This is a genomic window from Candidatus Pelagibacter sp. uisw_138 (genome assembly GCF_059512485.2).
Window position 1 is genome coordinate 649264 of record NZ_CM183453.2, and the last position, 26006, is coordinate 675269.

33 protein-coding genes and 1 tRNA gene are annotated in these 26006 nt (G+C 28.9%); 5 read left to right on the forward strand and 29 right to left on the reverse strand.

What is annotated here, in order from left to right:
- Positions 1-2 precede the first annotated feature (2 nt).
- A complete protein-coding gene (locus AC5YGC_RS03425; RefSeq protein WP_496140237.1) occupies positions 3-1343 on the forward strand; it encodes a PLP-dependent transferase in 1341 nt (446 codons plus the stop codon).
- On the opposite strand, the gene AC5YGC_RS03430 is transcribed toward AC5YGC_RS03425, so the two are convergent.
- On the reverse strand, positions 1327-2346 hold the full coding sequence (locus tag AC5YGC_RS03430) for a COX15/CtaA family protein (protein WP_496140239.1): 1020 nt from the start codon (positions 2344-2346) through the stop codon (positions 1327-1329). The genes AC5YGC_RS03425 and AC5YGC_RS03430 overlap by 17 nt on opposite strands.
- A gap of 42 nt (positions 2347-2388) precedes the next feature.
- Between AC5YGC_RS03430 and AC5YGC_RS03435 the strand changes: the two genes are divergently transcribed.
- Entirely contained in the window at positions 2389-2679 is a 291-nt protein-coding gene (locus AC5YGC_RS03435; RefSeq protein WP_496140240.1) for a chorismate mutase, read from the forward strand.
- Between the two features lie 2 nt (positions 2680-2681).
- On the opposite strand, the gene AC5YGC_RS03440 is transcribed toward AC5YGC_RS03435, so the two are convergent.
- The 6 genes from AC5YGC_RS03440 to AC5YGC_RS03465 are packed head-to-tail and all read right to left on the reverse strand — an operon-like array spanning position 2682 to position 5222.
- Positions 2682-2873: a 50S ribosomal protein L33 gene (locus tag AC5YGC_RS03440; RefSeq protein WP_006996892.1), complete on the reverse strand. Its 192-nt coding sequence runs from the start codon at positions 2871-2873 to the stop codon at positions 2682-2684.
- A gap of 1 nt (position 2874) precedes the next feature.
- Positions 2875-3252 (reverse strand): MerR family transcriptional regulator, encoded by a 378-nt coding sequence (locus AC5YGC_RS03445; protein ID WP_496140241.1) that lies wholly within the window; start codon positions 3250-3252, stop codon positions 2875-2877.
- Positions 3242-3544: an HU family DNA-binding protein gene (locus AC5YGC_RS03450; RefSeq protein ID WP_271493085.1), complete on the reverse strand. Its 303-nt coding sequence runs from the start codon at positions 3542-3544 to the stop codon at positions 3242-3244. The genes AC5YGC_RS03445 and AC5YGC_RS03450 overlap by 11 nt, the downstream gene beginning before the upstream one ends.
- A complete protein-coding gene (gene plsX / locus AC5YGC_RS03455) occupies positions 3544-4548 on the reverse strand; it encodes a phosphate acyltransferase PlsX (RefSeq protein ID WP_496140242.1) in 1005 nt (334 codons plus the stop codon). The genes AC5YGC_RS03450 and plsX overlap by 1 nt, the downstream gene beginning before the upstream one ends.
- 16 nt (positions 4549-4564) lie before the next feature.
- Positions 4565-4747, reverse strand: a complete 183-nt coding sequence (gene rpmF, locus AC5YGC_RS03460) for a 50S ribosomal protein L32 (protein ID WP_011282128.1) — start codon at positions 4745-4747, stop codon at positions 4565-4567.
- A 7-nt stretch (positions 4748-4754) separates the two neighbouring features.
- Positions 4755-5222: a ubiquinol-cytochrome C chaperone family protein gene (locus tag AC5YGC_RS03465; RefSeq protein WP_496140243.1), complete on the reverse strand. Its 468-nt coding sequence runs from the start codon at positions 5220-5222 to the stop codon at positions 4755-4757.
- Here AC5YGC_RS03465 and bamE point away from each other — a divergent pair.
- The gene (bamE, locus tag AC5YGC_RS03470; protein WP_496140244.1) at positions 5221-5682 is read left to right on the forward strand and encodes an outer membrane protein assembly factor BamE domain-containing protein; all 462 of its coding nucleotides are present in this window, start codon (positions 5221-5223) and stop codon (positions 5680-5682) included. The two genes, AC5YGC_RS03465 and bamE, sit on opposite strands and share 2 nt — an antisense overlap.
- A 10-nt stretch (positions 5683-5692) precedes the next feature.
- Here the strand turns inward: bamE and AC5YGC_RS03475 are convergent, their stop codons facing one another.
- The 11 genes from AC5YGC_RS03475 to AC5YGC_RS03525 all read right to left on the reverse strand — a co-directional run bounded on the left by AC5YGC_RS03475 (position 5693) and on the right by AC5YGC_RS03525 (position 15238).
- Positions 5693-7798: a sodium-translocating pyrophosphatase gene (locus AC5YGC_RS03475; RefSeq protein WP_496140245.1), complete on the reverse strand. Its 2106-nt coding sequence runs from the start codon at positions 7796-7798 to the stop codon at positions 5693-5695.
- 89 nt (positions 7799-7887) lie between these two features.
- Positions 7888-8847, reverse strand: coding sequence for a thiamine-phosphate kinase (gene thiL, locus AC5YGC_RS03480; protein ID WP_496140246.1), 960 nt, complete (start codon positions 8845-8847; stop codon positions 7888-7890).
- A complete protein-coding gene (locus tag AC5YGC_RS03485) occupies positions 8840-9244 on the reverse strand; it encodes a transcription antitermination factor NusB (RefSeq protein ID WP_496140247.1) in 405 nt (134 codons plus the stop codon). Before AC5YGC_RS03485 ends, thiL begins: the two co-directional genes overlap by 8 nt.
- A 2-nt stretch (positions 9245-9246) precedes the next feature.
- Entirely contained in the window at positions 9247-9633 is a 387-nt protein-coding gene (gene ribH, locus AC5YGC_RS03490) for a 6,7-dimethyl-8-ribityllumazine synthase (RefSeq protein ID WP_496140248.1), read from the reverse strand.
- The gene (gene ribB, locus AC5YGC_RS03495; protein ID WP_415277646.1) at positions 9633-10733 is read right to left on the reverse strand and encodes a 3,4-dihydroxy-2-butanone-4-phosphate synthase; all 1101 of its coding nucleotides are present in this window, start codon (positions 10731-10733) and stop codon (positions 9633-9635) included. Before ribB ends, ribH begins: the two co-directional genes overlap by 1 nt.
- Positions 10720-11313 (reverse strand): riboflavin synthase, encoded by a 594-nt coding sequence (locus AC5YGC_RS03500; RefSeq protein ID WP_496140249.1) that lies wholly within the window; start codon positions 11311-11313, stop codon positions 10720-10722. The genes ribB and AC5YGC_RS03500 overlap by 14 nt, the downstream gene beginning before the upstream one ends.
- Positions 11314-11317: 4 nt before the next feature.
- A complete protein-coding gene (gene ribD, locus AC5YGC_RS03505; protein WP_496140250.1) occupies positions 11318-12418 on the reverse strand; it encodes a bifunctional diaminohydroxyphosphoribosylaminopyrimidine deaminase/5-amino-6-(5-phosphoribosylamino)uracil reductase RibD in 1101 nt (366 codons plus the stop codon).
- Complete coding sequence (gene nrdR / locus AC5YGC_RS03510; RefSeq protein WP_415277649.1) at positions 12399-12857, reverse strand: transcriptional regulator NrdR; 459 nt, start codon at positions 12855-12857, stop codon at positions 12399-12401. Before nrdR ends, ribD begins: the two co-directional genes overlap by 20 nt.
- The gene (gene glyA, locus AC5YGC_RS03515) at positions 12857-14167 is read right to left on the reverse strand and encodes a serine hydroxymethyltransferase (RefSeq protein ID WP_496140251.1); all 1311 of its coding nucleotides are present in this window, start codon (positions 14165-14167) and stop codon (positions 12857-12859) included. The genes nrdR and glyA overlap by 1 nt, the downstream gene beginning before the upstream one ends.
- A 2-nt stretch (positions 14168-14169) precedes the next feature.
- Positions 14170-14595 carry a ribose 5-phosphate isomerase B gene (gene rpiB, locus AC5YGC_RS03520; RefSeq protein ID WP_496140253.1) on the reverse strand — a complete coding sequence of 142 codons (426 nt, stop codon included), beginning with the start codon at positions 14593-14595 and terminating at the stop codon, positions 14170-14172.
- A gap of 1 nt (position 14596) precedes the next feature.
- Positions 14597-15238, reverse strand: a complete 642-nt coding sequence (locus tag AC5YGC_RS03525) for an aspartyl/asparaginyl beta-hydroxylase domain-containing protein (RefSeq protein ID WP_496140254.1) — start codon at positions 15236-15238, stop codon at positions 14597-14599.
- A 74-nt stretch (positions 15239-15312) separates the two neighbouring features.
- On the opposite strand from AC5YGC_RS03525, the gene hemB reads away from it, so the two are divergent.
- Positions 15313-16302, forward strand: coding sequence for a porphobilinogen synthase (gene hemB / locus AC5YGC_RS03530; RefSeq protein WP_496140255.1), 990 nt, complete (start codon positions 15313-15315; stop codon positions 16300-16302).
- Here hemB and recO read toward each other — a convergent pair whose 3' ends face one another.
- From recO to dapA, 10 genes are read right to left on the reverse strand one after another with little or no spacing between them, the layout of a single operon-like run.
- Positions 16303-16983: a DNA repair protein RecO gene (recO, locus tag AC5YGC_RS03535; protein WP_496140256.1), complete on the reverse strand. Its 681-nt coding sequence runs from the start codon at positions 16981-16983 to the stop codon at positions 16303-16305. It abuts the gene before it with no gap.
- Positions 16980-17648, reverse strand: a complete 669-nt coding sequence (gene rnc / locus AC5YGC_RS03540) for a ribonuclease III (protein ID WP_496140257.1) — start codon at positions 17646-17648, stop codon at positions 16980-16982. Before rnc ends, recO begins: the two co-directional genes overlap by 4 nt.
- Positions 17648-18382 carry a signal peptidase I gene (gene lepB / locus AC5YGC_RS03545; protein ID WP_496140259.1) on the reverse strand — a complete coding sequence of 245 codons (735 nt, stop codon included), beginning with the start codon at positions 18380-18382 and terminating at the stop codon, positions 17648-17650. Before lepB ends, rnc begins: the two co-directional genes overlap by 1 nt.
- Positions 18379-18765, reverse strand: a complete 387-nt coding sequence (gene acpS, locus AC5YGC_RS03550) for a holo-ACP synthase (protein WP_496140260.1) — start codon at positions 18763-18765, stop codon at positions 18379-18381. Before acpS ends, lepB begins: the two co-directional genes overlap by 4 nt.
- A 2-nt stretch (positions 18766-18767) precedes the next feature.
- The gene (locus tag AC5YGC_RS03555; RefSeq protein ID WP_496140261.1) at positions 18768-19487 is read right to left on the reverse strand and encodes a pyridoxine 5'-phosphate synthase; all 720 of its coding nucleotides are present in this window, start codon (positions 19485-19487) and stop codon (positions 18768-18770) included.
- Positions 19484-20071, reverse strand: a complete 588-nt coding sequence (pyrE, locus tag AC5YGC_RS03560; protein ID WP_496140262.1) for an orotate phosphoribosyltransferase — start codon at positions 20069-20071, stop codon at positions 19484-19486. The genes AC5YGC_RS03555 and pyrE overlap by 4 nt, the downstream gene beginning before the upstream one ends.
- Positions 20028-21785: a RelA/SpoT family protein gene (locus AC5YGC_RS03565; RefSeq protein ID WP_496140263.1), complete on the reverse strand. Its 1758-nt coding sequence runs from the start codon at positions 21783-21785 to the stop codon at positions 20028-20030. The genes pyrE and AC5YGC_RS03565 overlap by 44 nt, the downstream gene beginning before the upstream one ends.
- A 19-nt stretch (positions 21786-21804) precedes the next feature.
- A complete protein-coding gene (folK, locus tag AC5YGC_RS03570) occupies positions 21805-22326 on the reverse strand; it encodes a 2-amino-4-hydroxy-6-hydroxymethyldihydropteridine diphosphokinase (protein ID WP_496140264.1) in 522 nt (173 codons plus the stop codon).
- Positions 22292-22762, reverse strand: coding sequence for an SsrA-binding protein SmpB (gene smpB / locus AC5YGC_RS03575; protein ID WP_496140265.1), 471 nt, complete (start codon positions 22760-22762; stop codon positions 22292-22294). The genes folK and smpB overlap by 35 nt, the downstream gene beginning before the upstream one ends.
- A complete protein-coding gene (gene dapA / locus AC5YGC_RS03580) occupies positions 22762-23643 on the reverse strand; it encodes a 4-hydroxy-tetrahydrodipicolinate synthase (RefSeq protein WP_496140266.1) in 882 nt (293 codons plus the stop codon). Before dapA ends, smpB begins: the two co-directional genes overlap by 1 nt.
- 41 nt (positions 23644-23684) lie before the next feature.
- On the opposite strand from dapA, the gene AC5YGC_RS03585 reads away from it, so the two are divergent.
- Positions 23685-25898 carry a transglycosylase SLT domain-containing protein gene (locus AC5YGC_RS03585; RefSeq protein ID WP_496140267.1) on the forward strand — a complete coding sequence of 738 codons (2214 nt, stop codon included), beginning with the start codon at positions 23685-23687 and terminating at the stop codon, positions 25896-25898.
- Here the strand turns inward: AC5YGC_RS03585 and AC5YGC_RS03590 are convergent.
- Positions 25899-25990, reverse strand: a tRNA-Ser gene (locus AC5YGC_RS03590).
- Positions 25991-26006 lie beyond the last annotated feature (16 nt).

The window sequence follows — 26006 nt, forward strand, 5'->3', positions numbered from 1 at the left end:
AGATGAGCACAAAAAGACAAAACCCTGAGACTATAGCCATACATGGTGGTGATTACAGAAGTGATCCAACAACAAAAGCGGTAGCTGTACCAATATACAGAACAACCTCTTATCAATTTGATAGCACTGAACATGCTGCTAATTTGTTTGCCCTTAAAGAGTTTGGAAACATTTATACAAGAATAATGAATCCTACTAATGATGCCCTAGAAAAAAGGCTTGCTGCATTAGAGGGGGGCTTAGCTTGTTTAACGGTATCATCTGGTCAAACGGCATCAACTTTTTCAATTTTAAACGTTGCAAAGGCCGGTGATAATATTGTGAGTTCAACAGATCTATACGGAGGTACTATTTCGCTATTCACGCATACTTTAAGTAAACTTGGTATTGAAGTTAGGTATGCAGACCCTGCTGATCCTAAAAACTTTGAAAAAGCCATAGATGATAAAACTAGAGCATTTTATGGAGAAACTTTACCAAATCCGTACTTAAGAGTTTTTCCTATTAAAGAAGTATCTGACATAGGTAGAAAATATAACATACCACTAATAATGGATAATACCGCCTCTCCCGTTCTATGTAAGCCCTTAGAGCACGGTGCTGCTATAGTTGTTTATTCACTTACTAAATATATTGGTGGACATGGTACGGTTGTAGGTGGAGCTTTAATCGATGGTGGTAATTTTGATTGGACAGCAGATCCTAAAAGGCAGCCCCTATTTAATGAACCTGATGCAAGTTATGCTGGTGCGGTATGGGGTAAAGTAGTACCCGAGTTAACTGGTGCGAACGTTTCTTTTGCAGTTAGAGCTAGAGTTGTCTTATTAAGAGATTTGGGTGCAGCATTATCTCCTGATAATGCATTTGGATTAATCCAAGGACTTGAAACAGTAGCTTTAAGAATGAAACAACATTGTTCAAATGCTGAAAAAGTTGTCGACTATTTAGTTAAACATACTGAAGTTTCCAGAGTTATTTATCCAAATCAATATAAGGGTGAAATTGGAAATAGAGCTAAAAAATACCTAAATGGTGGAAATGGTGCTTTAGTTGGTATCGAGTTAAAGGGCGGTATTGAAGCTGGTAAAAAATTTATAGAAGCTTTAAAAATGTTTTATCATGTAGCAAATATTGGTGATGCTAGAAGTTTAGCAATTCATCCAGCAACAACAACACACAGTCAATTAAATGAAGAAGAACTTTTAGCCTCAGGTGTAACACCAGGATATGTAAGACTGTGTATTGGTCTTGAACATATTGACGACATTATTGAAGATTTAGAACAAGCTCTAAAAAGAACAGATAATGTTGAAGACATTAATAAAGCTAAAGCTGTTGGTTAGAGTTTTTATATATAATTGCAAGATAAGTAGTTAATACAAAAATTGAACCTAACTGGTGTAGTGATGCATATTTAATCTCTACACCAGATAGTAAAGTTATAATTCCCAAAAAGATCTGAAGCAATATTGCAATATCAAATAGTATAATATTTTTAGTTCCATAATTATTTTTTATATAGAGATAATTTAAGATAATAATAAAAAATAAAAGTAAATATGCTGTAACTCTATGCAGAAATTGAACAATTGATGGGTTGTTAAATAATTGAGTATTAATTATATCGTTATAACCAATATCATTTGGGAAAAAGCTACCGTTCATATCAGGCCACGAATTATAGATTAGACCACCATCTAAGCCCGATAAAAAAGCACCCAATACAATCTGTAAAACTATCAACTTGAGTATGAATAATAAAAGTAAATTTGGAATTCTTTTGTGAAATTTTTTAGTTTTATAAATGTCTAAAATATACCAAAAAATTAAACATAGAATGAATAAAGCTAAAGATAAATGAATGCTAAGTCTAAAGTGACTAACGTCGTTATTTTCAATTAATCCACTAGAGACCATATACCAACCTATGAATCCTTGAAGACACACAAGAAAAAATATCCAATAATATTTATTTGAATAATGTTGGATATTTTTAAAATATAGACTAAAGAAAAGTAAAGGTACCAATGTGAACAGGCCAACAAATCTTGCTAATAATCTATGGGCGTATTCCCAATAGAAAATTATTTTAAACTCATCTAAAGACATGCCGTAATTAATATTTTGATATTCAGGTATCTTTTTGTACTCTGAAAAATAAAAATTCCATTCATTAATATTCAAAGGAGGAAGTATTCCAGTAAAGAGCTCCCAAGCTGTGATTGATAGACCTGAGTCCGTTAATCTAGTAAGACCACCAACTACTACCATGAGAACAATTAATGAAAATAAAGTTATTAACCACAATTTTAAATATTTTATATAGTTGTCGCTATTTACAAACATAAATTATACTTATAATAATTATCTTAATAACCAATTGAATAAATGTCGCCTACTAATAAAATAAAACTAAATCAGATAAGATTAAAGCTTGATAAACTTGATAATGATTTACTTAAATTAATCAAAAAAAGATCATCACTAGTTAATGAAGTATTAAAAGTAAAAATACATAAGAAAGAAATAATTGATCAAAAAAGGATCAATTTTATTCTTAAAAAGATTAAAAAAAAATCAATACAAACCAACATAGACCCAAAAATTACAAATAGAATATGGAAAAATATGATTTGGTCTTTTATTGATTACGAAAAAAGAAATTTTAGAAAAAAGTAATATTATTTACTGTGTGGAGGTAATTTTTTTTCCACAAACATTTCATGTTTTCTTGTAGAAGGATTATATTTCTTAGCAGATAATTTAACTTTAGCTTTTTCACCACCCGCAGGTTTTTTAACATAATAAAAAAATGGACTATCTGGTTTAGCCTCTGGTACTAATCTAACTTTAACGTGTGTTTTTTTTGCCATATTATTTTAAGCTTTTTATTTTTTTTATTAATTCAGAAAATTTCTTAAGTTTATTTATTATACTATAATCAGCATTTATAGAATTATTTGGTAATTCGTCAAGTTTTAATGATTTATCAGAATTAAGAACTTTTTTAACACCAATAATTGTCATTCCCTGATCTTTAAGGAGATATTTAACTTTTTTCAAAACCTCTATTGTATCATTGTTATAATATCTTCTATTACCATTTAAAATCTTTGGCTTAATTTGCTTAAATTCCTTCTCCCAAAAACGAATGGTATGAGTATTCAGAGTTCCTTTTTTCTTATTTACAAGATCAAGAATTTTAGCAACCTCCCCTATTGATTTATAAGCATCATTATTTTTATGAATCATTCTTAGAATTTACCAAATCTTTAAATTCCTTAGAAGCTTTAAATAAAACAACATCTCTATTAGATATGGTTGTTTGCTCTTTTGTTTTAGGATTTCGTCCAATTCTACTTTTTTTGGCCCTTATAGAAAAAGTACCAAATTTTGAAAGCTTTAATTTTTTTTCTTTTTTTAAATTTTCTACTATTGTGATTAGAAAATCATCAATCAAATTTTCAGATATATTTTTTGAAAAACCAATCTGCATATAAATTGAGTTTATAAGGTCTTTTTTTGTTAAGTTAGTTCTTTGCATTAACTGATGTTGTTTCTTATCTTTTCTATTAAATTACCACTAACAATTCTAGTACAAACACTTAAAGAGTTTGAAAAGCCTATATGATCTGTTCCACCATGACTTTTAATAACAGGAGAATCTAAGCCTATAAAAATTGCACCGTTATAAAGTCTCGGATCTAGTCTTGCTTTAAATTTTTTTAAATTTGAAATGTTTAATAAAGATGAAATTTTACCAATAATATTACCTGTCATAGCTTTCTTTAATTCACTCGTAATAAAGTTTGCAGTTCCCTCAGCTGTTTTTAAAGCAACATTTCCAGTAAATCCATCTGCAACAATAACATTTACATCACCATTCATTAACTGATTACCTTCGATATAACCTTTAAATTCAAAACCAGTATTATTTCTTTGATTAAGTTGCTGATAAGTTTCTTTTATTATTTCATTTCCTTTAAGTTCTTCTGATCCAATATTTAATAAGGCAACTTTTGCTGTGTCATCTGGATATAAAGATTTAAATAATGAAGATCCCATAATAGTAAAGTCAATTAAGTTTTTTGGGCTACATTCAATATTTGCCCCCAAATCTAACACAACACTCATGTTATTTTTATTTGGCCATAAAGCTGAGAGTGCTGGTTTATCTATATTTTCAATCATCTTAAGGTTAAGTTTTGAAATGACAAGTAACGCCCCTGTATTACCAGCAGAAATAACTATATCGGATTCTTTTTCTTTTACACTTTGTATGGCTAACCACATGCTGGTGTTTTTTCCTCTTTTGGCTCCCTCTAAAGGACTATCAGTTCCTTTAACTATATCTTTAGTATGAATTATTTCAAATGAAGATGAGGGTAACTGGTCATTGATATGATTTTGGATTTTCTCCTTATCACCAAAAATTTTATAAAAAGTATTAGCATTACTCTTATAGTGATGATTAATTCCATCTATAATTTTTTTTGGTGAGTTATCTCCACCCATTGCATCAACTGCAATTTTTATTATTTTGCTCATTTAATTTTTTGGACTTTTATTCCTTAGGGTCTAAAACTTGTCTACCTCTGTACATGCCAGTCTTTAGATCTAAGTGATGAGGTAATCTGTATTCTCCAGATTTTTTATCTTCAACAATATTGGTAGATTTGAACTTCATATTCTGAGCTCTTCTCATTCCAGTTCTTGACGGTGATTGTTTTCGTTTAGGTACAGCCATAATAAAATTAATGCTTAACTACACCTTTTATATAAGAATTTAAAGTATTATTTTTTAAATTTAACCTATAATTTTCAAAATATTTAACCAAATACTCAATATTAGATGAATTATCTAAAAAATTTACCAAAATGGAGTTTCTAGATTCTATATCTAATTCATCCCAACTATGAATTTTATCAATCATTCCATAGAATAAGTTTAGGTAGTCTTTCATTTTTTTATTAATTGATTGGTCACCATAACCAATTTCCCTGATGCTTAATTCGACTTGTCTGAAGGTAAAATCATAAATTTCTTGGAGTATTTTTTTATCATTATTTTCCCTATAAACTTTCAAAAAGAAAGCAAAATGCAATAAAAAGAATATCAATCTATCAGAAAAAGTATCTTGATTTTTAAAATCTTTATACAAATCTTTATTTCTAGTTAATTTAACTAAATTGTTGTAAATATTTATGTAGTTTTTATCCATGAGAAAATTATTTATATTTATTATAATATCATTATTTATTTCAGCTTGTACTTTAAAAAAGGTTGTAAAGCACCACGGTGTGCAATTTTTAAATAAAAAACATGAAAAACTTACTGTTAATCAGTCAAATAAAAATGATATTTTAGAATTATTAGGTTCACCATCAACAAAAAGTACTTTTGACAATGATTTATGGATTTATATTGAAAGAAAAACTGACAATTCATCTCTTACAAAATTTGGTAGTGAAAGAATTATAGTTAATAACGTTCTATTATTAGAGATCAATAATATGGGTATTCTAGAAACAAAAGAATTTCTAGACCTCACTAATATGCAAGAATTGAAATTTGTAGAACAAACTACAAAAAATCAATACAAGAAAAATACATTTGTATACGACTTTCTATCTAGTATGAGACAGAAAATTAATGACCCTTTAGGTAAAAGAAAAAGATAAACTTAATCTTTTATCCAGCAATTACAGCCAACAATAATAAAGCTACAATATTAGTAATCTTAATCATTGGGTTTACAGCAGGACCAGCAGTATCTTTGTACGGGTCTCCAACAGTGTCACCTGTAACTGCAGCTTTATGTGCTTCAGAACCTTTTCCACCGTGATTTCCATCTTCAATATACTTTTTTGCATTATCCCATGCACCACCACCCGCTGTCATTGAAACAGCTACAAATAAACCTGTTATAATTACACCCAATAACATTGCACCAACAGCAGCTAACGCTTCAGCTTGACCACCGATAGGTAGAATTACAAAATACAGAACTATTGGTGATAGAACTGGAAGTAAAGATGGTATTACCATCTCTTTAATTGCAGCTTGAGTTAATAAATCAACAAGTTTAGCATAATCTGGTTTTTGAGTGCCTTTCATAATTCCTGGGAACTTTTTAAATTGCCTTCTAACCTCTACAACTACTGCTCCACCTGCTCTGCCTACAGCTTGCATACCCATTGATCCAAATAAATATGGAAGCATTCCACCAATTAATAAACCGACAACAACATAAGGATTAGTTAAGTCAAAGGTTACAACTATTCCCTCTAATTTAGATCCTGCTGTTCCAGAAAAATGTTTAATATCTTCAACGTAAGCTGCAAATAAAACTAATGCACCTAAACCAGCTGAACCAATTGCGTAACCTTTGGTAACAGCTTTAGTTGTGTTACCTACTGCATCCAATGCATCTGTGGTCTTTCTCACATTATTAGGTAATTTAGCCATTTCAGCAATACCACCAGCATTATCAGTTACAGGACCATAAGCGTCAAGAGCAACAACCATTCCAGCTAAAGCTAACATTGTAGTAACAGATATTGCAATACCATAAAGACCAGCAATTGAGTTTGTAGCTAAAATCCCAGCAACAATAATTAATGCAGGTATTGCTGTAGCTTCCATAGAAACAGCTAATCCTTGAATAACATTTGTTCCATGTCCTGTTGTTGAAGATTTTGCAATACTTCTCACTGGTCTGTATTCTGTTCCAGTGTAGTATTCTGTTATCCAAATTAATAAACCAGTAATAACTAAACCAATTATTCCACAATAATATAAGTTCATACCAGTAAAACTTTTACCATTCACAGTATATTCGCTCGCAAAACCAATTACATAATCAGTTACAGGGTATAAAATTACCAATGAAGAAACGGCAGAGACAACAAATCCTTTATATAAAGCATTCATAACATTCTTGCTTCTTCCTAGTTTAACAAAGAAAGTTCCTAAAATTGAAGTTAAAATACAGGCTCCACCAATTGTTAAAGGGTAGATCATCATATTCATATCACCTACAAAAAATATTGAAGATAAAACCATTGTTGCAACAATAGTTACAGCATAAGTTTCAAATAAATCTGCCGCCATTCCAGCACAGTCACCAACATTGTCTCCAACGTTATCTGCTATAACCGCGGGGTTTCTAGGATCATCCTCAGGTATTCCAGCTTCAACTTTACCAACTAAGTCAGCACCAACATCAGCACCTTTAGTAAAAATTCCACCACCTAATCTAGCAAAAATTGATATTAATGAAGCACCAAAACCTAAGGCAACTAATGCATTAACTACTTCTCTGTCATCAACGCCCATTCTTAATAAAATATAATAATAAACAGCTATAGCTAATAAAGCTAAACCAGCAACAAGCATTCCTGTGACAGCACCTGATTTAAAAGCTACGGCAAGACCACTTGCTAAACCTTTTCTCGAAGCTTCAGCAGTTCTAACATTAGCTTGAACCGAAACTAACATTCCGACATATCCAGCTATTCCAGAAAGTGTTGCACCAATAAAATAACCAAGACCAACTAAAGGGCTAAACACTGCACAAATGATAACTAAAACAACAACTCCAACCACGGCTATCGTTTTATATTGTCTTGTTAAATAAGCTTTAGCTCCAATCTGAATTGCAGATGCAATTTCTTGCATTTTTGCATTTCCAGCACTTAGATTAAGAATATTTAAACCAGTAAAAAACCCATAAACGATTGCAAGTGATCCTGCTGCTATGGTGTAAAGTAATATTGTTTCTATAAGTGAGTTCATGATGCCTTTTTAGTTGTTTGGTTGTTAAAATTTTATTATTTAAAGTCCGGACAATACAAAAAAAGCAATAAAAGGCAATATTTAACTTGCTAAAACTTATGAAAATAACCTATGTTTTTAAGGGATATTTTAAGATTTTTGCCACCAATAATGGATGATTTTTCAACATAGCTTTGGATTGAGCCAATTTTTGTAAGCTTAACTCTACAATTAGAAGCTATTTTCTTTATGATTCCCATCTTGTTTTTTGAGGCTGTAAATAAAATCTGATAATCATCACCATTAGAAATATAATTGATCTTAGATAGTTTCTTAAAATCAAGTACTTTTTTAAGATTATCTGAAATTGGAATATCTTTTAAAAAAAGTTTGTATGATAATTTTTGACTATTAATCATTTTATCAAGATCCCCTAATAATCCATCAGAGATATCAATTGACGTGTTAGCAAATTTCTTAATTTTTTCTGTTAATTGTAATTGAATATTTGGCATAAAATACTGGTTAATAAAATATTTTTTTAATCGTTGATTAAGTTTAATTTTATTTTTTAAAACTAATAAACCCAAATAACTATCACCTAGATTGCCAGATACATAAATATCATCATTAATTTTAGCTTTATTTCTATAGATAATATTATTAGCAAAACCAATTGAGGTAATTGTAAAACTTAACTTATTTGAAAAAACTGTATCTCCACCACTTAAAAATATCTTATATTTATTTTGTTCTTGGTTAAGTGCTTTGCTAATTTTTGATAAATTTGATTTAGAAAAACTTTTTTTATTACCTGACCCCGAAATAAAATAATATTTTGGCTTAACACCTTTACAAATAAGATCTGATATGGACGATCTAATTATCTTTTTAATAACTAATTCTGGTTTTTTAAAATTTATAAAGTGATTACCTTCAGTATATGTGTCAACTGAAACAACTAATCTATTTTTTTTATCAAAAAAAACATCATCATTTAAATTTAGGGCACTAGGAGATTTTGCGGAAAGTTTTTGAAAGTAATTTTTTATTAATTCAAATTCATGCATTAGTTGTTCTTATTTTTTTAGCTATTTTATCCAGTATAGCATTCAAGTATTTTGTTTGAGAGTTTTCTAAAAAAAAATTTGATGCATCAAGATATTCTTTAATAATTATTTTTGTAGATACTTTTGGCTTATATAAAAACTCGAATATAGCTGATTTAACAATTATTTGAAAAACTCTATCTAAATTAGTTAGTTGAATATCTTCACTTAAATATTTTTTAACCTCTTCTTTAATCACTTCGTCTCTTTCTATTGTACCTAAAACTACATCCTTAATAAACTTTTTAAATCTATGTTTAGGAAAAGTTAAATCTGTGTCATCATTAAAAAAATTTCCATATAATTTTTGGATAATTATAACTCTTGGACTTTGATTGGGATTGTATGGAGTTCTCATATTTATTGAGACAAGACAGATATAACAGCTTGAGCTGCCTCTCTCCCCTTTTTTTTCCTAGCTATAGCTTGACGCATATTTAGACAGGTAATAATTCCGTTACCAATAGGTTTTTTATTTTCTATAGATAGTTTCATTATCGCTTCAGTTGAAGTATGAGAAATGAAATCAAAGTGTGGTGTCTCACCCTTTATAACGCAGCCAAGTGCTAAAAAAGCATCATATTTCTTAATATTTTTTGAAATTGTGACTGGTATTTCAAAAGCACCTGGAACACTAATAACTTTTATTAAACTAGATTTTGGTAATACTTCTTTAGCACTAAGAAGTAACCCCTTAGCAATGTCCTTATAATAATCTGCAATAACTATTAAGATTTTTTTTTTCATTAAATGATTTCCTGTTTAGTGATCTTTATATCATAACCTTCTAAACCAATAACTTTTTTAAGAGATTTGGTAATTAATATCATATTTTTAATCTTTAAATCTTTAATTATTTGAGCCCCAATACCATAATTTCTTATTAGTTTATCATTTCCTTTTTTATAAAAATCTTTGTTCTTATAATCCTTGAGTGTTTGTGTAACAGATTTTAAGTTTGTATCTTTTATAAAAACTAAAACACAGTTATTAAATTTCTTAAAATAATTTAAAGTTTTATCAAATGAATTTGGTAATTGCTGATTGATTAAATAATTTTGAACTACGTTAGATGAAATTACTCTAACTCTTGGTACTATCCCTTTTTTAATATTTCCTTTAATTAGAGCAAAATGCTCAGATCCATCTAAAAGATTTTCATAAATTCTAATTTTATATTTCTGATTTTTAACTTCGATATCAGATTGTTTTTTGAGTTTAATTAGTTTTTCTTTTTTTAAACGATAAGCAATAAGATCTTCTATCTTGCCAATCTTTAAATTATGTTTTTTTGCAAAGTTAAATAAATCTTGACCCTTAGCCATTGTACCATCTTCATTCATTATTTCACAAATAACTGCTGAATTATTTTTTTTAGCTAGTTTCGAGATATCCACAGATGCTTCTGTATGACCGGCTCTAACTAAAACACCTCCATCTTTGGCAATGATTGGAAAAACATGACCAGGCGAAACAATATCTTTTTTATTTACATTTTTCTTTGATGCAATTTTAATTGTCTTAGCTCTATCTTTTGCTGAAATCCCAGTTGTAATTCCTTTTTTTGCTTCGATAGAAATTGTAAAAGCAGTTTTATTCCTTGATTGATTTATTGGTGACATTAAGGATAAATTTAACCGTTTTGCCTGTACGCTATCTAGTGCTAGACAAATTAATCCACGACCATATTTGGCCATAAAATTAATATTTTTGGCACTTGAGTCTGTTGTTGATATTATTAAGTCTCCTTCATTTTCTCTTTTTTCATCATCAACCAAAATAAACATGCCACCTCTCTTCGCAATGGCAATTATGTTTTCTATTGGAGTAAAACTATTTTTTTTCATTAAAATAATTTCTAACGTATTTAGATAAGATATCTATCTCTATATTAATGAGACTATTTTTCTTTAGGGATGATAAATTGGTGAGATTAAATGTGTGTGGTATTACCCATATTTGAAAACCCTTTTTAGTTACTTTAGAAATTGTTAATGAAATTCCATTGATACAAATAGAAGCTTTTTCAATTAAGTTTGCTCTTTCTTTTTTAACAAGCTCAAAATCAAATAAATATGATTTATCAATCTTCTTAATGCTCTGAATTTTACCTACTGCATCAATGTGACCTTGGCAAATGTGGCCTGATATTTTTTGACCAAATTTTAAAGGAAGTTCAAGGTTAATTTTATCATTAATTTTTAAGAATTTAAACTTTGATCTTTGTATAGTTTCATCTGAAAGATAAAATTCCATTATTTTATTTTTAATATCAATTAATGTTAAGCAAACACCGTCACAAGCAACTGATACACCTAAATCTTTGCGTGTTAATTTTAAATTAGCTTTTACAAAAATATTAATACCCTTTGATCTTTTTTCAAATTTAGTGATTAAGCCTTGGTTGAAAATTATTCCATTAAACATAATATTATTTGTAAAGTGTAATTAAGTCTTTGCCTAATTTTTTATTAATTTTTAATTTATTTTTATAATTTTTCTTTAATTCATTAAGAAAATTAAACTCTTTATAGTTAACCAACTTTGAAAGACTTTTTGCACATTTGTATAGATAAAACTCATTAAATAATCTTTTTTTAACAATGTGTTTGGAAAGATCATTTCCTCCTTCAACTAATAAATTTCTGCAGCCAAGGACATAGAGTTTTTTTAAAATTGACTTAATATCAAAGCTATTTTTAATTAATTTACCTTTGATTAAAGTTATACTTTTCTTTTTAAACATTAATTTTTCTTTAGTTTTGGCATTATGATAAAAAATTATAGTATTGTTTTTATTTGCTGTTTTAAAAATATACGAATTTTTTTTAGTTTCTAGATTTCTGTCTAAAATTATTCTTTTAGGAGAAAATTTATTCAAACCTTCTAGTCTACAGTTAAGTTTTGGGTTGTCTTTTTTTAGAGTTTTGGAAGAAGTCATTATTGAATCATTTTTATATCTAAGAAAATGTGTAAATTTATCGGTATGAATATCTGAAATTCTTTTTGTATCTTTACTATATATTAAATTATTTTTAGATATTGCAATTTTACCAGTAACGTAAGGAAGGTTATTTTTTCTATTAAAGAAATAAGGTATATAAAATTTATTAATTTCATTTTTAAGTAAATTTTTTTTTACTAAAATATCTTTGGATTGAAGAATTTTTAAAGTTTTACCTTTAACTTTTTTATCAGTATCTTCTACCGCATACACAACTTCTTTAATTTTATTTTTAATTATAATATTTGTGCACGGTGGGGTTTTTCCATAATGACTACAGGGTTCAAGAGTTACATACATTTTTGCATCTTCTAGGTTTTCATTTGAATTTTTAATTGCATTAAATTCAGCATGAGGTGTGCCATCAAAACCTGTTTGACCAATTGAAAGTATTTCATTATTTTTAACAATTACACATCCAACGGAAGGGTTAACACCAGTTAGTCCATGTCGTGCTTTAGCCAAATTTAAGGCAAGCTCCATAAAAGTTTTATCTTTTTTTGAAAATTTATCTTTTTTTGTAGACATCTAATTTGTCCACGAATTGCACAAAGTCTTTTTCTTCTCTAAAATTTCGATATACAGATGCAAATCTAACGTACGCGACTGGATCAAGATCTTTCAAACCTTCCATAACCATTGTGCCAATCGTATTTGATGAAATTTCACTTTGGCCAAGTTCCTCTAATGCTCTTGAAGTCCTGCTAATAAACTTTTCTGCTGTTTCAGTATCAATCGGTCTTTTCTTTAATGCTATGTAAATTGATTTTGAAAGCTTATCTCTGTCAAAAGATGATTTTCTTCCATTCTTTTTAATAACCATTATTTCTCTAAATTGAACTCTTTCAAAAGTTGTAAATCTGGCTCCACATACACAAAGTCTTCTTCTTCTTATGGCAGTACCATCTTCTGTAGGTCTAGAGTCTACGACTGATGTTTCACCTTTTTTACAAATCGAACAAATCATTATTTTAAATTTTTATATATTGGGAAGTGAGAGGTAAGCTCTGTAACTTCATTTCTAACTTCTTCTTCAATTTTACTATTGTCTTCAGGGTTATCAGACAAACCTTTTACAACTTTAGTTATTAATTCACCTACTTTTTCGAATTCTTTTAATCCAAAACCTCTAGTTGTAGCGGCTTGAGTTCCCAATCTTATACCAGAAGTAATCATCGGCTTTTCTGAATCGAAAGGTATTCCATTTTTATTACAGGTAATATTAGCATTAGAAAGGCTTTCGGCTGCTAAATTACCTTTAACATTAAAAGGTCTTAGATCAACTAACATTAAGTGTGTATCTGTTCCACCAGAATAAATCTTAAAGCCATTACTCTTAAGGGTCTCTGATAAAATTTTAGCATTAGCTAAAACTGATTTAATATAATCTTTAAAATCTGGTCTTAATGCTTCTAAAAAACCAGCCGCCTTTGCTGCAATGACGTGCATCAACGGTCCACCTTGATAACCAGGAAATACTGCTGTGTTAAATTTTTTTGCTAAGTCTTCATGATTAGTTAAAATAATTCCACCTCTAGCACTTCTAAAAACTTTATGAGTTGTTGAAGTTACTACGTGTGCATGTTCGCATGGATTTGGGTAACCTTTACCAGCAACTAAACCTGAAAAGTGTGCCATATCTACCATTAAATATGCACCTACTTTGTCAGCAATATCTCTAAATCTTTTAAAATCAATTACTCTAGAGTAAGCACTGCCCCCGCAAATTATAAGTTTTGGTTTGTGTTCTAATGCAAGTTTTTCAACATTATCATAATCGATAAGTTCCGATTCTTTATCAACATCATACCCTATTGGATTGAACCATTTACCTGACATTGAAATTTTTAATCCATGCGTAATATGACCACCAGAATTTAAGCTCATCCCCATAAAAGTATCACCAGGATTTAATAGTGCTAAAAATACAGCTCCATTCGCTTGAGCTCCAGAATGTGGCTGAGCGTTTGCAAATTTACAATCAAATAATTTTTTTAATCTTTCAATAGCTAAGTTTTCAGCAACATCAACATGCTCACATCCATTGTAGTATCTTTTTCCAGGATATCCTTCTGCATATTTATTTGTTAAAATAGAACCTTGTGCCTCTAGAACAGCTTGTGAAACAATATTCTCAGAAGCAATTAATTCTATATGCTGTTGTTGTCTTTTTAATTCATCACTTATTGCTTTATATAATTCTGGATCAGTTACAGATAAGCTATCTTCAAAAAAGCTTTTATAGTTTTCGTTTAAATAGTTTTTTTCACTAGACATAATTAAATTTTCTTAATTCTTTTTGCGTGTCTTCCACCTTCAAACTTTGTATTTAAAAAAACACTAACACAATTTAAAGCATTTTTTTTAGTAAGCAGTCTAGATCCTAATGTAATGATATTTGCATCGTTATGCAATCTTGATAATTTAGTAGATTTTAAATTAAAACATTGAGCTGCACGTATATTTTTATGTCTATTTGCAGCAATATTCATTCCCATCCCAGAGCCACAAACTAATATACCGGTATGATTGTTATTAGTTCTAACTTTTTTTGCAACTTTATGAGCATAATCAGGATAATCAACTCTATCACTATTGTATGGGCCTAAGTCTGTATAATTAATTTTTTTTTTATCTAAATGAAGTTTAATTAATTCCTTTAACTTATAACCAGCGTGATCTGATGATAAAAAAATTTTTTTCAATCTAATTAAAGTTATAATCTAAAACACATGCTACTAGATGAACTCTATTTTCTTCTCCACCATTAAAAGCATTGTGATATTTTGTATTGTTAGTAACCCATACCGATCCATCTGCAGGCATATGTTTTGCAACATTGTCTATAACCATTAGGCAGCCTGGATTTGAAATTAGGGGTATATGTAATCTTGGTTCTGGATCTCTATGCCAACTCAATGTTGATCTTGGTTCTTTTAATAAAATCCTAATTCTACCCAATTTATATTTTGAAGAAAGCACATCAAACACTTCTTTAAAGTAGGTGTTTTCGTAGTCAGGTATAAATTCTGAATAAGCAGCTTCATCAATTGGAACATCTCTTGAAACTTCTTTTCCTGACTTATCTGGTTTTGTCCAATAAACACCTCTAGCTTTGCTTCCTTTTACAGAGTCTGGGTCACCAGGAATTTGTGTTAGAGAAATAGCTCCAAAGTGCGCAATTCCTCCACCATCATCAAATTTTTTAGTTTGAATAATTTGATTGTATGCTTCTTGTAATTTATCAATATCAAACTTGATATTTTGTTTTTGAAAATCACTAAAATCTAAAACCTTCTCGTCTTTTATTAGATCCAAGTTTACAATATTTTTATTTTCAATACTCATTGCTGATTGTTTTTTACTTAATTTAATATATATTTGTATAATACATTTGTCGCATTTTAAAAATAGATTTAAACATGATTACAGGAAATTATCCAAATTTAAGGCTTAGACGTAGTCGTAAAAACGATTGGTCTAGAAGATTAATTCAAGAAAATAGCCTATCATCTAGTGATTTTATATTACCTATATTCTTAATTGATGGAAAAAATATAAAACAATCCATTAAAACAATGCCTGATGTTTATAGATATACAATAGATAAACTTGGAATTATTGTTGATAGAGCAATCAAAAACAAGATACCTATGGTTGCATTATTCCCGAATACAAACAAAACAAAAAAAAATCCTATTGGAACTGAAGCTTTAAATGAAGACAATCTTGTTTGTAAAGCCATTCAATATATTAAAAAAAGATATAAAAATGAAATTGGTATTATGTGTGATGTAGCCTTAGATCCCTACACTTCTCATGGTCATGATGGTTTAATAAAATCAGGTTACGTATTAAATGACGAAACTATTGAAGTCTTGATAAACCAATCATTGTTACAAGCAGAAATTGGTTGTGATGTTTTGGCTCCATCAGACATGATGGATGGAAGAATTGGTAAAATAAGAAAAGCTTTGGATAAAGAAGGTCACAAAATGGTTCAGATACTTTCTTATGCGGTAAAATATGCATCAAGTTTTTATGGTCCGTTCAGAGATGCAATTGGTTCAAAAGGTTTACTAAAGAATGATAAGAAAAATTACCAAATGGACTTTAGAAACAGTGATGAAGCGATAAGAGAGGTAGCTCTAGATATTAAAGAAGGGGCTGATATGGTTATGGTTAAACCTGGCATGCCTTATCTAGACATAATTAAAGCAGTTAAAGATAATTTTAAAATTCCCGTTTTGGCTTATCAAGTCTCAGGCGAATATAGTCTATTAAGTAATAGTATAAAAACAGGGCTAATAGATAAAAACTCAGTATTAGAAAGTTTGATTTCATTTAAAAGAGCTGGGGCAAACGCTATAATAAGCTACTACGCTGATAGAATTAACGATTTAATCAAATAATTATTTTAAAAGATTAATAAAATGAGTCCTAGAAGTTGGAAGGTTTAAATTATTTGGTTTTAAAATACTTTTTTCAAGGTAATCACTAACAAGTTTTAAACCTTTGAGTAAATTTTTTAAATTAACATCTAGATTGCTTTCATCTATTAAAAAATTTGGAATATTTTTTTTCTCTGTTGACGATTTAACAAAATAATTGATTTCACTATCAACAATCTCTTTTTCAACCATATTCTTTAATTCTAAATCATATCCCAATAATTTTAAAAGTTCTAACTCCCAGAAAATATATTTTTGTATCCAATTATCATAAGTTAATATTTCAAAAAATTTATCAATTAATTTAAAAATTTCTTTATTAGACTGAGCTTCAGCAGTAAGAAGCTTTATAAGATGCATTGCTGAGGTAATGCATGATAGTTTTCGATTTTCGTCAAAATAGAGTGGGGTTAGGGCTTTTAGAATTTCTATTTTAAAATATCCAATTCTAGTAACACTTTTAGAATTATAGTTTACATAAATTTTATTGCCAATTTGTAAATAATTTTTGATTTTTTTTGATGTACCACCAAAAATTATCCCTGAAATTTTTCCATGGTTTTCTGTAAAAACTTCAGCAATTATTGAGTTTTCACTGTATCTATTTTTGGAAACTAAATAAGCACTATCATCCCAATTCATTTTTTAAAAACATCCTCAAAACATAAAGAAGCTGAATTCTGTTCTGCGTCTTTTTTAGATGATCCCTCTGCTGTGAAAAATTTAGTATTCTTTAATTTAACAGCAACTTTAAAGAGTGGTTTGTGTCGAGGCCCAGTATTAGATATTAGCTTATAAATAGGCAAAACTTTAAAAATTTTAAGCGAGTATTCTTGGAGTTTTGTCTTTGAATCAACTTGAGTTACAACGCTTGCTGTAATATGCTCACTCCATAGATTGAGAATAAATTTTTCCGTGAAATTTAAACCTTTATCAAGGTAAATCGCTCCAATTAAAGCCTCTAAACAGTCTGCAACTATTTTATCTTCAATTTCAATTTTTTTATTTTTAGGATTTAAAACTAAAATATATTTTTCTAATTCAATCTTTTTAGCAATTTCTAAGCATTTTTTTTTATTTACCAATGAAGCAAATTTTTTATCTAATACCCCTTCTCTTTCTTCAGGATAAAGTTCTAGTAACTTTTTTGCAATGATTAAACCTAAAACTCTATCTCCTAAAAATTCAATTTTTTCATTATTGTTTATTGAGTCAAAACTTTTGTGTGTTAGGCTTTTAATAAAAATTTTTTGATCAGAAAACTTTAATTTTAATTTCTTTTCTAATGTTGTGGGATTAATTTTCATTAAATAATTTTCTTAAAAAACCTATCAAACCTAATTGTTTTATGCCATTTCCAAAAAGAAAAAATATTGGCGATTCTGAAATCAGATGAAAAAAAAATAAATTGAGCTTTACCTACTAAATTATCTTCATGAACATACCCAACACTAGTCAAGAATCTACTATCTTTAGAACAATCTCTGTTATCTCCTAAAAAAAAGTAGTGTTGAGAAGGAACTATAAAATTATCAGAATTTTTAAAACTATAACTTTTTAAATATACACTATTATGTGTTTTGCCATTTGGAAGTTTTTCTTCAAATGTATTAACGTCTATAGTTTCATTTCCACAATAAATTTTATCATTTTGAGAAGTTCTGGATTTTAATATTTGATTATTGTTTACAAATAAATCACCATTAATGAATTGAATATTATCACCTGGTAGGCCAATTAAACGTTTAATATAATCCGTCCTATTATCAGCTGGTGTTTTAAAAACAATAACATCACCAACCTTAGGTTTGTTAGAAAATAACCTTCCTTTTATTATTGGTGGACTAAAAGGGAAAGAATGTTTACTATAACCATAGGAATATTTCGTAACAAACAATCTATCACCGATTAAAAGTGTTGGTTCCATTGATGAAGATGGAATATAAAATGGTTGAATAAAAAGTGATCTAATAACTATAGCTATTACTAAAGCGTAAAAAATTGTCTTAATATTATCAATTATAATAATTTTAGTTATCATTTTTTTTGTAAAATCACGTAGGCTATAGAATATTTTTTTTCATCTGAAATTGACAGAAAGAAATCAAAAGATGATATCTTAAATTGTTCTTTAACAATTTTTTTAATTTTATCTGTGACTACAAATGAGGGTTTGCCTAATTTATCGTTAATTATAGCTATGTCTTTAAAATTCAAATTGTCTCTAATACCTGTTCCAATTGCTTTAGAAAACGCTTCTTTTGCGGCAAATCTTTTAGAATAATAGGATTTTTTATTTGTTATTTTTTTGGCTATCAATATTTCTGAGCTAGAAAAAACTTTTTTAATAAAACTAATGTTTTTTAAAGATTTATGTATTCTAATATTTTCTACTATATCAACACCGATACCAAGAATTTTCATATCTATTTATTGGTTATTTTTTTAAATGTCTTAATGGTGTTTTTTAAACCATGAGTAAGTGACTCACCAATTATAAAATGACCAATATTAAATTCTGTAATTTCTTTAATTTTACTTAGTATAGCAGTAGTTTTATAGTCAAGACCATGACCAGCATGAACTTCAATTCCAAGCTTAACACCAAGTTCTGAACATTTCTTAATTTTTAGATATTCATTTTTAAAATTTTTATTTTCTTTTACTAAATTAGAAATTTTCCCAGTATGTAATTCAACACAAGTGGCATTTAATTCTTTTGCAATTTTTATATCTTTTAACGTTGGGTCAACAAATAAACTTGTTCTAATATTTTTCTTATTAAATAATGATATTATTTCTTTTATTTTTTTTAAATTTTTTATCAGGTTTAATCCACCTTCTGTTGTTATTTCCTTTCTTTTCTCTGGAACTATGCAAATAAAATTAGGTTTATTTTTTAATGCTATATCTATTATTTTTTTGTTTAGCGAAATTTCTAAATTAGTGATTATTTTTTTATTTTTACAAATCTTAATAACATCAGTATCTTTGATATGCCTTCTGTCTTCTCTTAAATGTATAGTTACTGAATGAGCTCCACATTTAGTTACATGCTTAGCAATGGTTAACGGATCTGGGTGAAACGACCCTCTTGCATTTCTTATTGTAGCAACATGATCAATATTAACACCTAGTCTTTTCATTTAATAAATCTACTTCCAGGAACTGTAATTGGAGTATTTTTAAGGTTTTCTGGAAGGTTATTTTTCTTAAATGTTGGAACGTCTATCTTCATATGTGAGATAATATTCTTTTTTATCTTTAGTGAATTCTTGGTTGATCTATCAATAATCGATGCAAAGCCAATAAGTTTTGCACCTGGTTTTGTAATCAACTTAACACACTCTAAGCTAGATTTACCAGTTGTTATAACGTCTTCAATTATTAAAACTTTTGATCCTTTTTTTATATGAAACCCACGTCTTAAGGCAAATTTACCATTAACTCTTTCACAGAATATTGTTTCTTTTTTTAGAAGTTTACCAATTTCATAACCAATAATAACACCTCCCATTGCAGGGGCTAAAATCAAATCTATAGATTTAAATTTTTTTTTAATATTTTTTGCTAATGAATTACAAATATCCTTAGCTAAATGTGGAAAGCTTAAAAGTTTAGCACATTGAATATATTTAGGTGAATGCAAGCCCGATGAAAGAATAAAATGACCTTCTAAAAGTGCGTTAGTTTTTTTTAAAATATTTAAAGATTTTTCGTGTGAAAGCATTACGTTCCTTTAACCAGTTATCCTCATGTCTAATAATTTTAAATTTTATTTCCTTTTGTTTTAACTCACTGATAAAATTTGTAAAGTTTTTCAAGTCTTTTATAATTAGATTGAATTTAAAATTAATATATTCTTTAGACTTTTCTTTCATTTCAACACTCGAGATGTTTAAACTATGACTACCAAGTAAAGTTGTTATCTCTCCTAGTTTCCCTGGTTTATCAGGCAAAGAAATCCATAGCGTAGTATTGTATTTTTTAATTCTTTGAGCCTTCTCTTCTCCTTTTTTATACCAATACTTTCTAATTGCTGATCTTGCTTTTCCAGTTTTTGTAACAGGTATCCAGTGCAATGAAGGTGATTTATTTTTAGAGGTGATAATATCCACAACGTCTCCATTATAAAGTATACTTTGTAACTCACTATCGTTACCATTAATCTTACAAGCTATAGTACTATTACCTATTTTGGTATGCACAGCATATGCAAAATCAATCGGTGTTGCGTCCTTTGGTAATTTAATTACTGATCCTTTTGGGGTGAAACAAAAAACATTTTCCTGAAACATTTGTAGTTTGGTATACTCATAAGAGTGTTCTGGGTTTTCATTCTTATCAATAATCTCAACTAAATCGGCAAGCCAATCATATTCTTTCCACGTTAATGAATTAAATTTTTCAGAAGATTTATATTTCCAATGTGATGCTATGCCTCTTTCTGCATACTCGTGCATTTGCAATGTTCTAAGCTGTATTTCAATTGGCCTTCTATTGGGTCCTATAATTGAAGTATGTAATGATTGATATTTATTAATCTTAGGCGACGAAATATAATCTTTAAATTTTCCAGGTATACAATTCCACTCTTTGTGAAATATACCAAGAGCTTTATAGCAGTCTTCAATGTTATCAAGTATTATTCTAAATCCAATGATATCTGAAATTTGCTCTAGTGATATTCTTTTTTTTTGAACTTTTCTCCAAATAGAAAAAGGAGTTTTTTCCCTGCCAATAATTTCAGCATTTATTTTGTGTTCATTTAACAATCCACTGAATTGCAATGAAATTGCATTAAAGCTATTTACTTTATCATCTTTAATTTCATCTAATCTTTTTTTTATAAGTTCTCTTGCATTGTTATTTAGAACTTTAAAAGATAAATCTTCTAGTTCATCCCTAATTCTATGCATCCCCATTCTATCTGCTAATGGTGCATAAATTTCCATAGTTTCTTTAGCGATACGTTCTTTTTTTTCAATTTTTGAAATTGCATCAATGGTCCTCATGTTGTGTAATCGATCAGCAATTTTAACAAGTAGAACTCTAATATCTTTTGAGGTTGCTATGATTAATTTTCTAAAATTTTCTGCTTTTGATGTAGATGTGGCTTGATTTTCAAAAACTGATATTTTTGTTACACCATCAACTAAATCAGCAACCTCTTGACCAAACTCATTTTTTATAGTTTCGTAAGTAGCGTGTGTATCTTCAATGGTATCATGAAGCAGTCCTGTTGCTATAGTTGCACTATCTAACTTTAGTTCTGTTAATATATTAGCTACAGCAATAGGGTGAATTGAGTATGGGTCGCCAGAATCACGTTTTTGATTTCTATGTGCTTTAACAGCAAAATTATAAGCTTTATTTAATTTTTCTGGATTTAAAAACTTATTATAAACTTTGACTTTATTTATTAACTCTTCTGAATTAAGCATTTTTAACTATAACATCAATTTATATTTGTTTGATAGATCTTAAATCTTTAATTGGTAAAGAATTAATTAAATTAACTATATTAATCTTAGATTCTGGATGTTTCCAACCCCTATCTATTTCAAATAATGGCAACAAAACAAAATTTCTCTTAGTCATTTTTGGATGAGGAGTTGTTAGTTTATTGCTGTTTATATTCAAAATTTTTTTATCATAATCAATTATATCAATATCACATGTTCGTGGATCATTTTTTTTTGATCTAACCCTGCCTAATTTTAATTCAATAAAGTTACAAATTTTTAATAATTCTAACGGTTCTAAGATTGCCTCAATTTTTATAACAATATTTATAAAATTTGGCATTAAAGGATTTGGCCAAGATTTTGATGAATAATGAGATGATACTTTTGTTATCTTAATTTTATTTTTTTCTAATTCAGACATAGCCATATGAATGTTAGTAATTTTGTTACCTAAATTTGATCCTATTGCTAAATATGATTGTTTAACTTGATTTTCTAATGTGTCTTGCTTTTTCACGATTCCAATCTCTATTTTTTTTAGTAGCTCTTTTATCAAATTGTTTTTTACCTTTTGCTACTGCTATTTCTATTTTAGCTTTTCCCTTTTTAAAATACATCTTTGTTGGAACAAGAGTAAAACCATCTCTCTGCATTTTACCAATTAATTTGTTAATTTCTTTTTTATTTAACAACAACTTTCGTTCATCAGTGGGGTTATGATTTGAATAACTGGCTTGTTTAAAAGTTGCAATATGAGAATTAATTAAAACTATTTCACCTTCTTTCTCTACAGCGTAAGAGTCTGCAATATTCACCTTTCCTTCTCTAATGGATTTAATTTCTGATCCTTTAAGAACTATTCCTGCTTCAATTAAGTCTTCAAAAAAAAAGTTAAAACTTGCTTTTCTATTTAAGCAAATAATTTTTAAACCAGAATTGGCTTTCTTGTTCATTAGAGTAGATTTGCTGATACTAAAGCTTTTTTAACAATATCCTTGGTTGGGTCTGTAACCTTGACTAAAGGTAATCTAACATCGTCATCGCAAAGACCTAAAAGTTTTGCAGCATACTTAACCGGGCTTGGATTGCTTTCTACAAACATGGAGTTATGAACGGGTTGTAAAATTTTATCTAATCTGATCGCTTCAAGCTTGCTCTCATCATTTTCTATTTTTGAGGCTTTCTGAAAATCAGAACATAACTTAGGAGCAATATTTGCAGTTACACTTATAGATCCAATGCCACCTCTGTTATTAAATTCTAAAGCGTTATCGTCATTACCTGTCAGCTGAATAAAATCAGTTCCCATTTTATCTTTTTGTTGATTAACTCTATCTAAATCACCCGTAGCATCTTTAACACCAACAATATTTTTCAATTCAAATAATCTACCCATTGTATCAACAGTCATATCAATTACAGATCTTCCAGGAATATTATAAATTATAATTGGTATCCCACATTTGTCGTTTATTGCTTTATAATGCTGATATAATCCTTCTTGAGTTGGTTTGTTATAATATGGGGTTACTATTAGAGCTGCATCCGCACCTGCTTTTTCAGCGTGTGTTGTTAGAGAAATTGCTTCTTTAGTTGAATTAGAACCAGTACCAGCAATAACTATAGTTTTTCCATCACTTTCTTTAACGCATAAATCTATTACTTTTTGATGTTCATCGTGGCTTAATGTTGGCGATTCACCAGTTGTTCCAGCAGGCACCAAACCATTAGTACCATTTGATATTTGAAAATGAATAAGCTTAATATAAGCTTCAACATCGAGCTCATTATTCTTGAATGGGGTTATTAAAGCAACATTTGATCCTTTGAACATAAATACTTATAACATAGTTTAAAGATTCATTTAGTAAATTTATGCCCAGAAAGATATTTTTTTTTATAAAATCATTATTATTAAGTTCGATAATAATAGGAAATGTATTTGCTACTGAAATATCAATAATTCCTTTAAAAAAACCTTTTTTAAATGAAGAGGCTCAGAGTGTAAAAATATCACAGGGTATTCTTAAACCCAAACCTAAACCATCCAAAAAAAAAGAGGAACCCAAAACTACAATAGTCAAAAAAGATCTAAAAAAAATTAATTTTCTTATTCCTAAAAGTAAACCTTTGGTTGTTAAAAAGAACAAGCCAGCAGTCAAGAATAAGTCAAAATACTACAGTCAAAAAGATTATGGAATTGCAAAAAAATCTATTGTGGCAATGCAAAAAAGTCAGTGGTCAACAGCACTATCACGGTCTAAAAAAGCTAAGGACAAATCTATATATAATTTTATTCAATGGAGGCATTTGCTAACCACGGGAAACCAAGCAAGTTTTTATGACTATTTAACATTTATAAAAAATAATGAAAACTACCCAAGAATAAGTAGAATTAGGTATTTAGCTGAACACAAGCTTTCAACAGATAGGATCTCACCAAATAAGATTATAGATTGGTTTAATTCTGAAGAACCATTAAGTGGTTATGGAAAACTAATACTTGGAGAAAGCTTTATATTATCTGGTGATATCGCCAAAGGTACCTCTCTAATTAAAGATGGCTGGATAACCGCAGATCTAAATAGAGCTAATATGAAATTTTTTAGGAAAAGATATAAAAAATATTTAGACGCAAATGATTATATTAAACGTGCAGATTATTTGGCTTGGGAAGGTAAATCTTGGGATTTAAAAAGAATGTTAAGATATTTACCTAAAGACTATGAGTTGCTTTATACAGCTAGACAAATTTTAATGAGCAAGTCTTATGGTGTTGACAATGCAATCAAAAATGTTCCAACAAAACTTAAAAATGATGCTGGACTAAATTACGATCGACTTAAATGGAGAAGAAAAAGAGGAAGAGTCGATGACTCTTTGGAGATTATATTTAAAGTTCCAAACAATAAAGATTATTTAGTTAGGCCAGACAAGTGGTGGAAAGAAAGAGCAATAATGACACGAGCTCTTATTTATAAGAAGAAATATGAGTCAGCTTATAAAGTTGCGAGCAAACATTCTTTGGACATAGGCCCAGAATATGCAGACGCTGAATGGATGAGTGGTTGGATTGCATTAAGCTTTTTAGATGATCCTATTTTAGCAATAGACCATTTTAATAATTTTTATCAAAATGTGAGTTACCCAATTAGTTTATCTCGTGGCGCTTATTGGCTTGGGAGATCTTATGAAAAAATTGGTGATAAAGAGCAATCTAAACAATGGTATGAAGAGGCAACTAAATATTTATCAACATATTATGGTCAACTAGCATTTTTAAAAATTAAACCCAATGAAACATTTGAGTTAGATGAACAAGCTATTGTATCTGATGATTATAGAAAATATTTTTATAAAAAAGAATTAGTAAAAATTGTTCATCTTTTAGATGAGCTAAATAAGGATAGGTATACAAAAAATATATTAAGACACTTAGCAAATGATAATATTAAAGGTGGAAGTGAAATTTTAGCAGCCGAACTTGCAACTAATATATCAAGATATGATTTTGCAATACAAGTTTCAAAGATTGCATCTTATCAAAAAAGATTTCACAATAATTTTAACTATCCAATAATAAGTACACCAGAATACGTTAATGGAAGAAAAATACCAGAAACTGCTTTTATTCTTTCTCTTATTCGTCAAGAAAGTGAGTTTGACATGAGAGCAAACAGTCATGTTGGTGCTCAGGGATTAATGCAATTAATGCCTTACACTGCTAAGCTGGTTGCCAAACAAGCAAAGTTACCCTATTCAAAATCAAGGTTAACCTCTGACCCTGAATATAATATTAATCTAGGGTCTCATTATATAGCTGGTTTAATTTTACAATATGATGGGGCCTATCCTTTTGCTGCAGCTGCTTATAACGCTGGTCCAAAAAGAGTTAAATATTGGAAAAAGATAAATAAAGACCCACAAAAAAAACAAGTTGATTTTGTAGATTGGGTTGAATTAATTAAATTTAAAGAGACAAGAAATTATGTTCAGCGTGTTATGGAAAACTATAATGTGTATAGATATATCTTGGAAAAAAAGCCTATTAAAATGAAGAACTTTTTTAAAGATCACCCTTTATTTTAATGGCGGAAGAGGAGGGATTCGAACCCTCGGTACAAGTTTCCCCGCACGGTCATTTAGCAAACGACTGGTTTCAGCCTCTCACCCACTCTTCCACTGCGACATTGATAT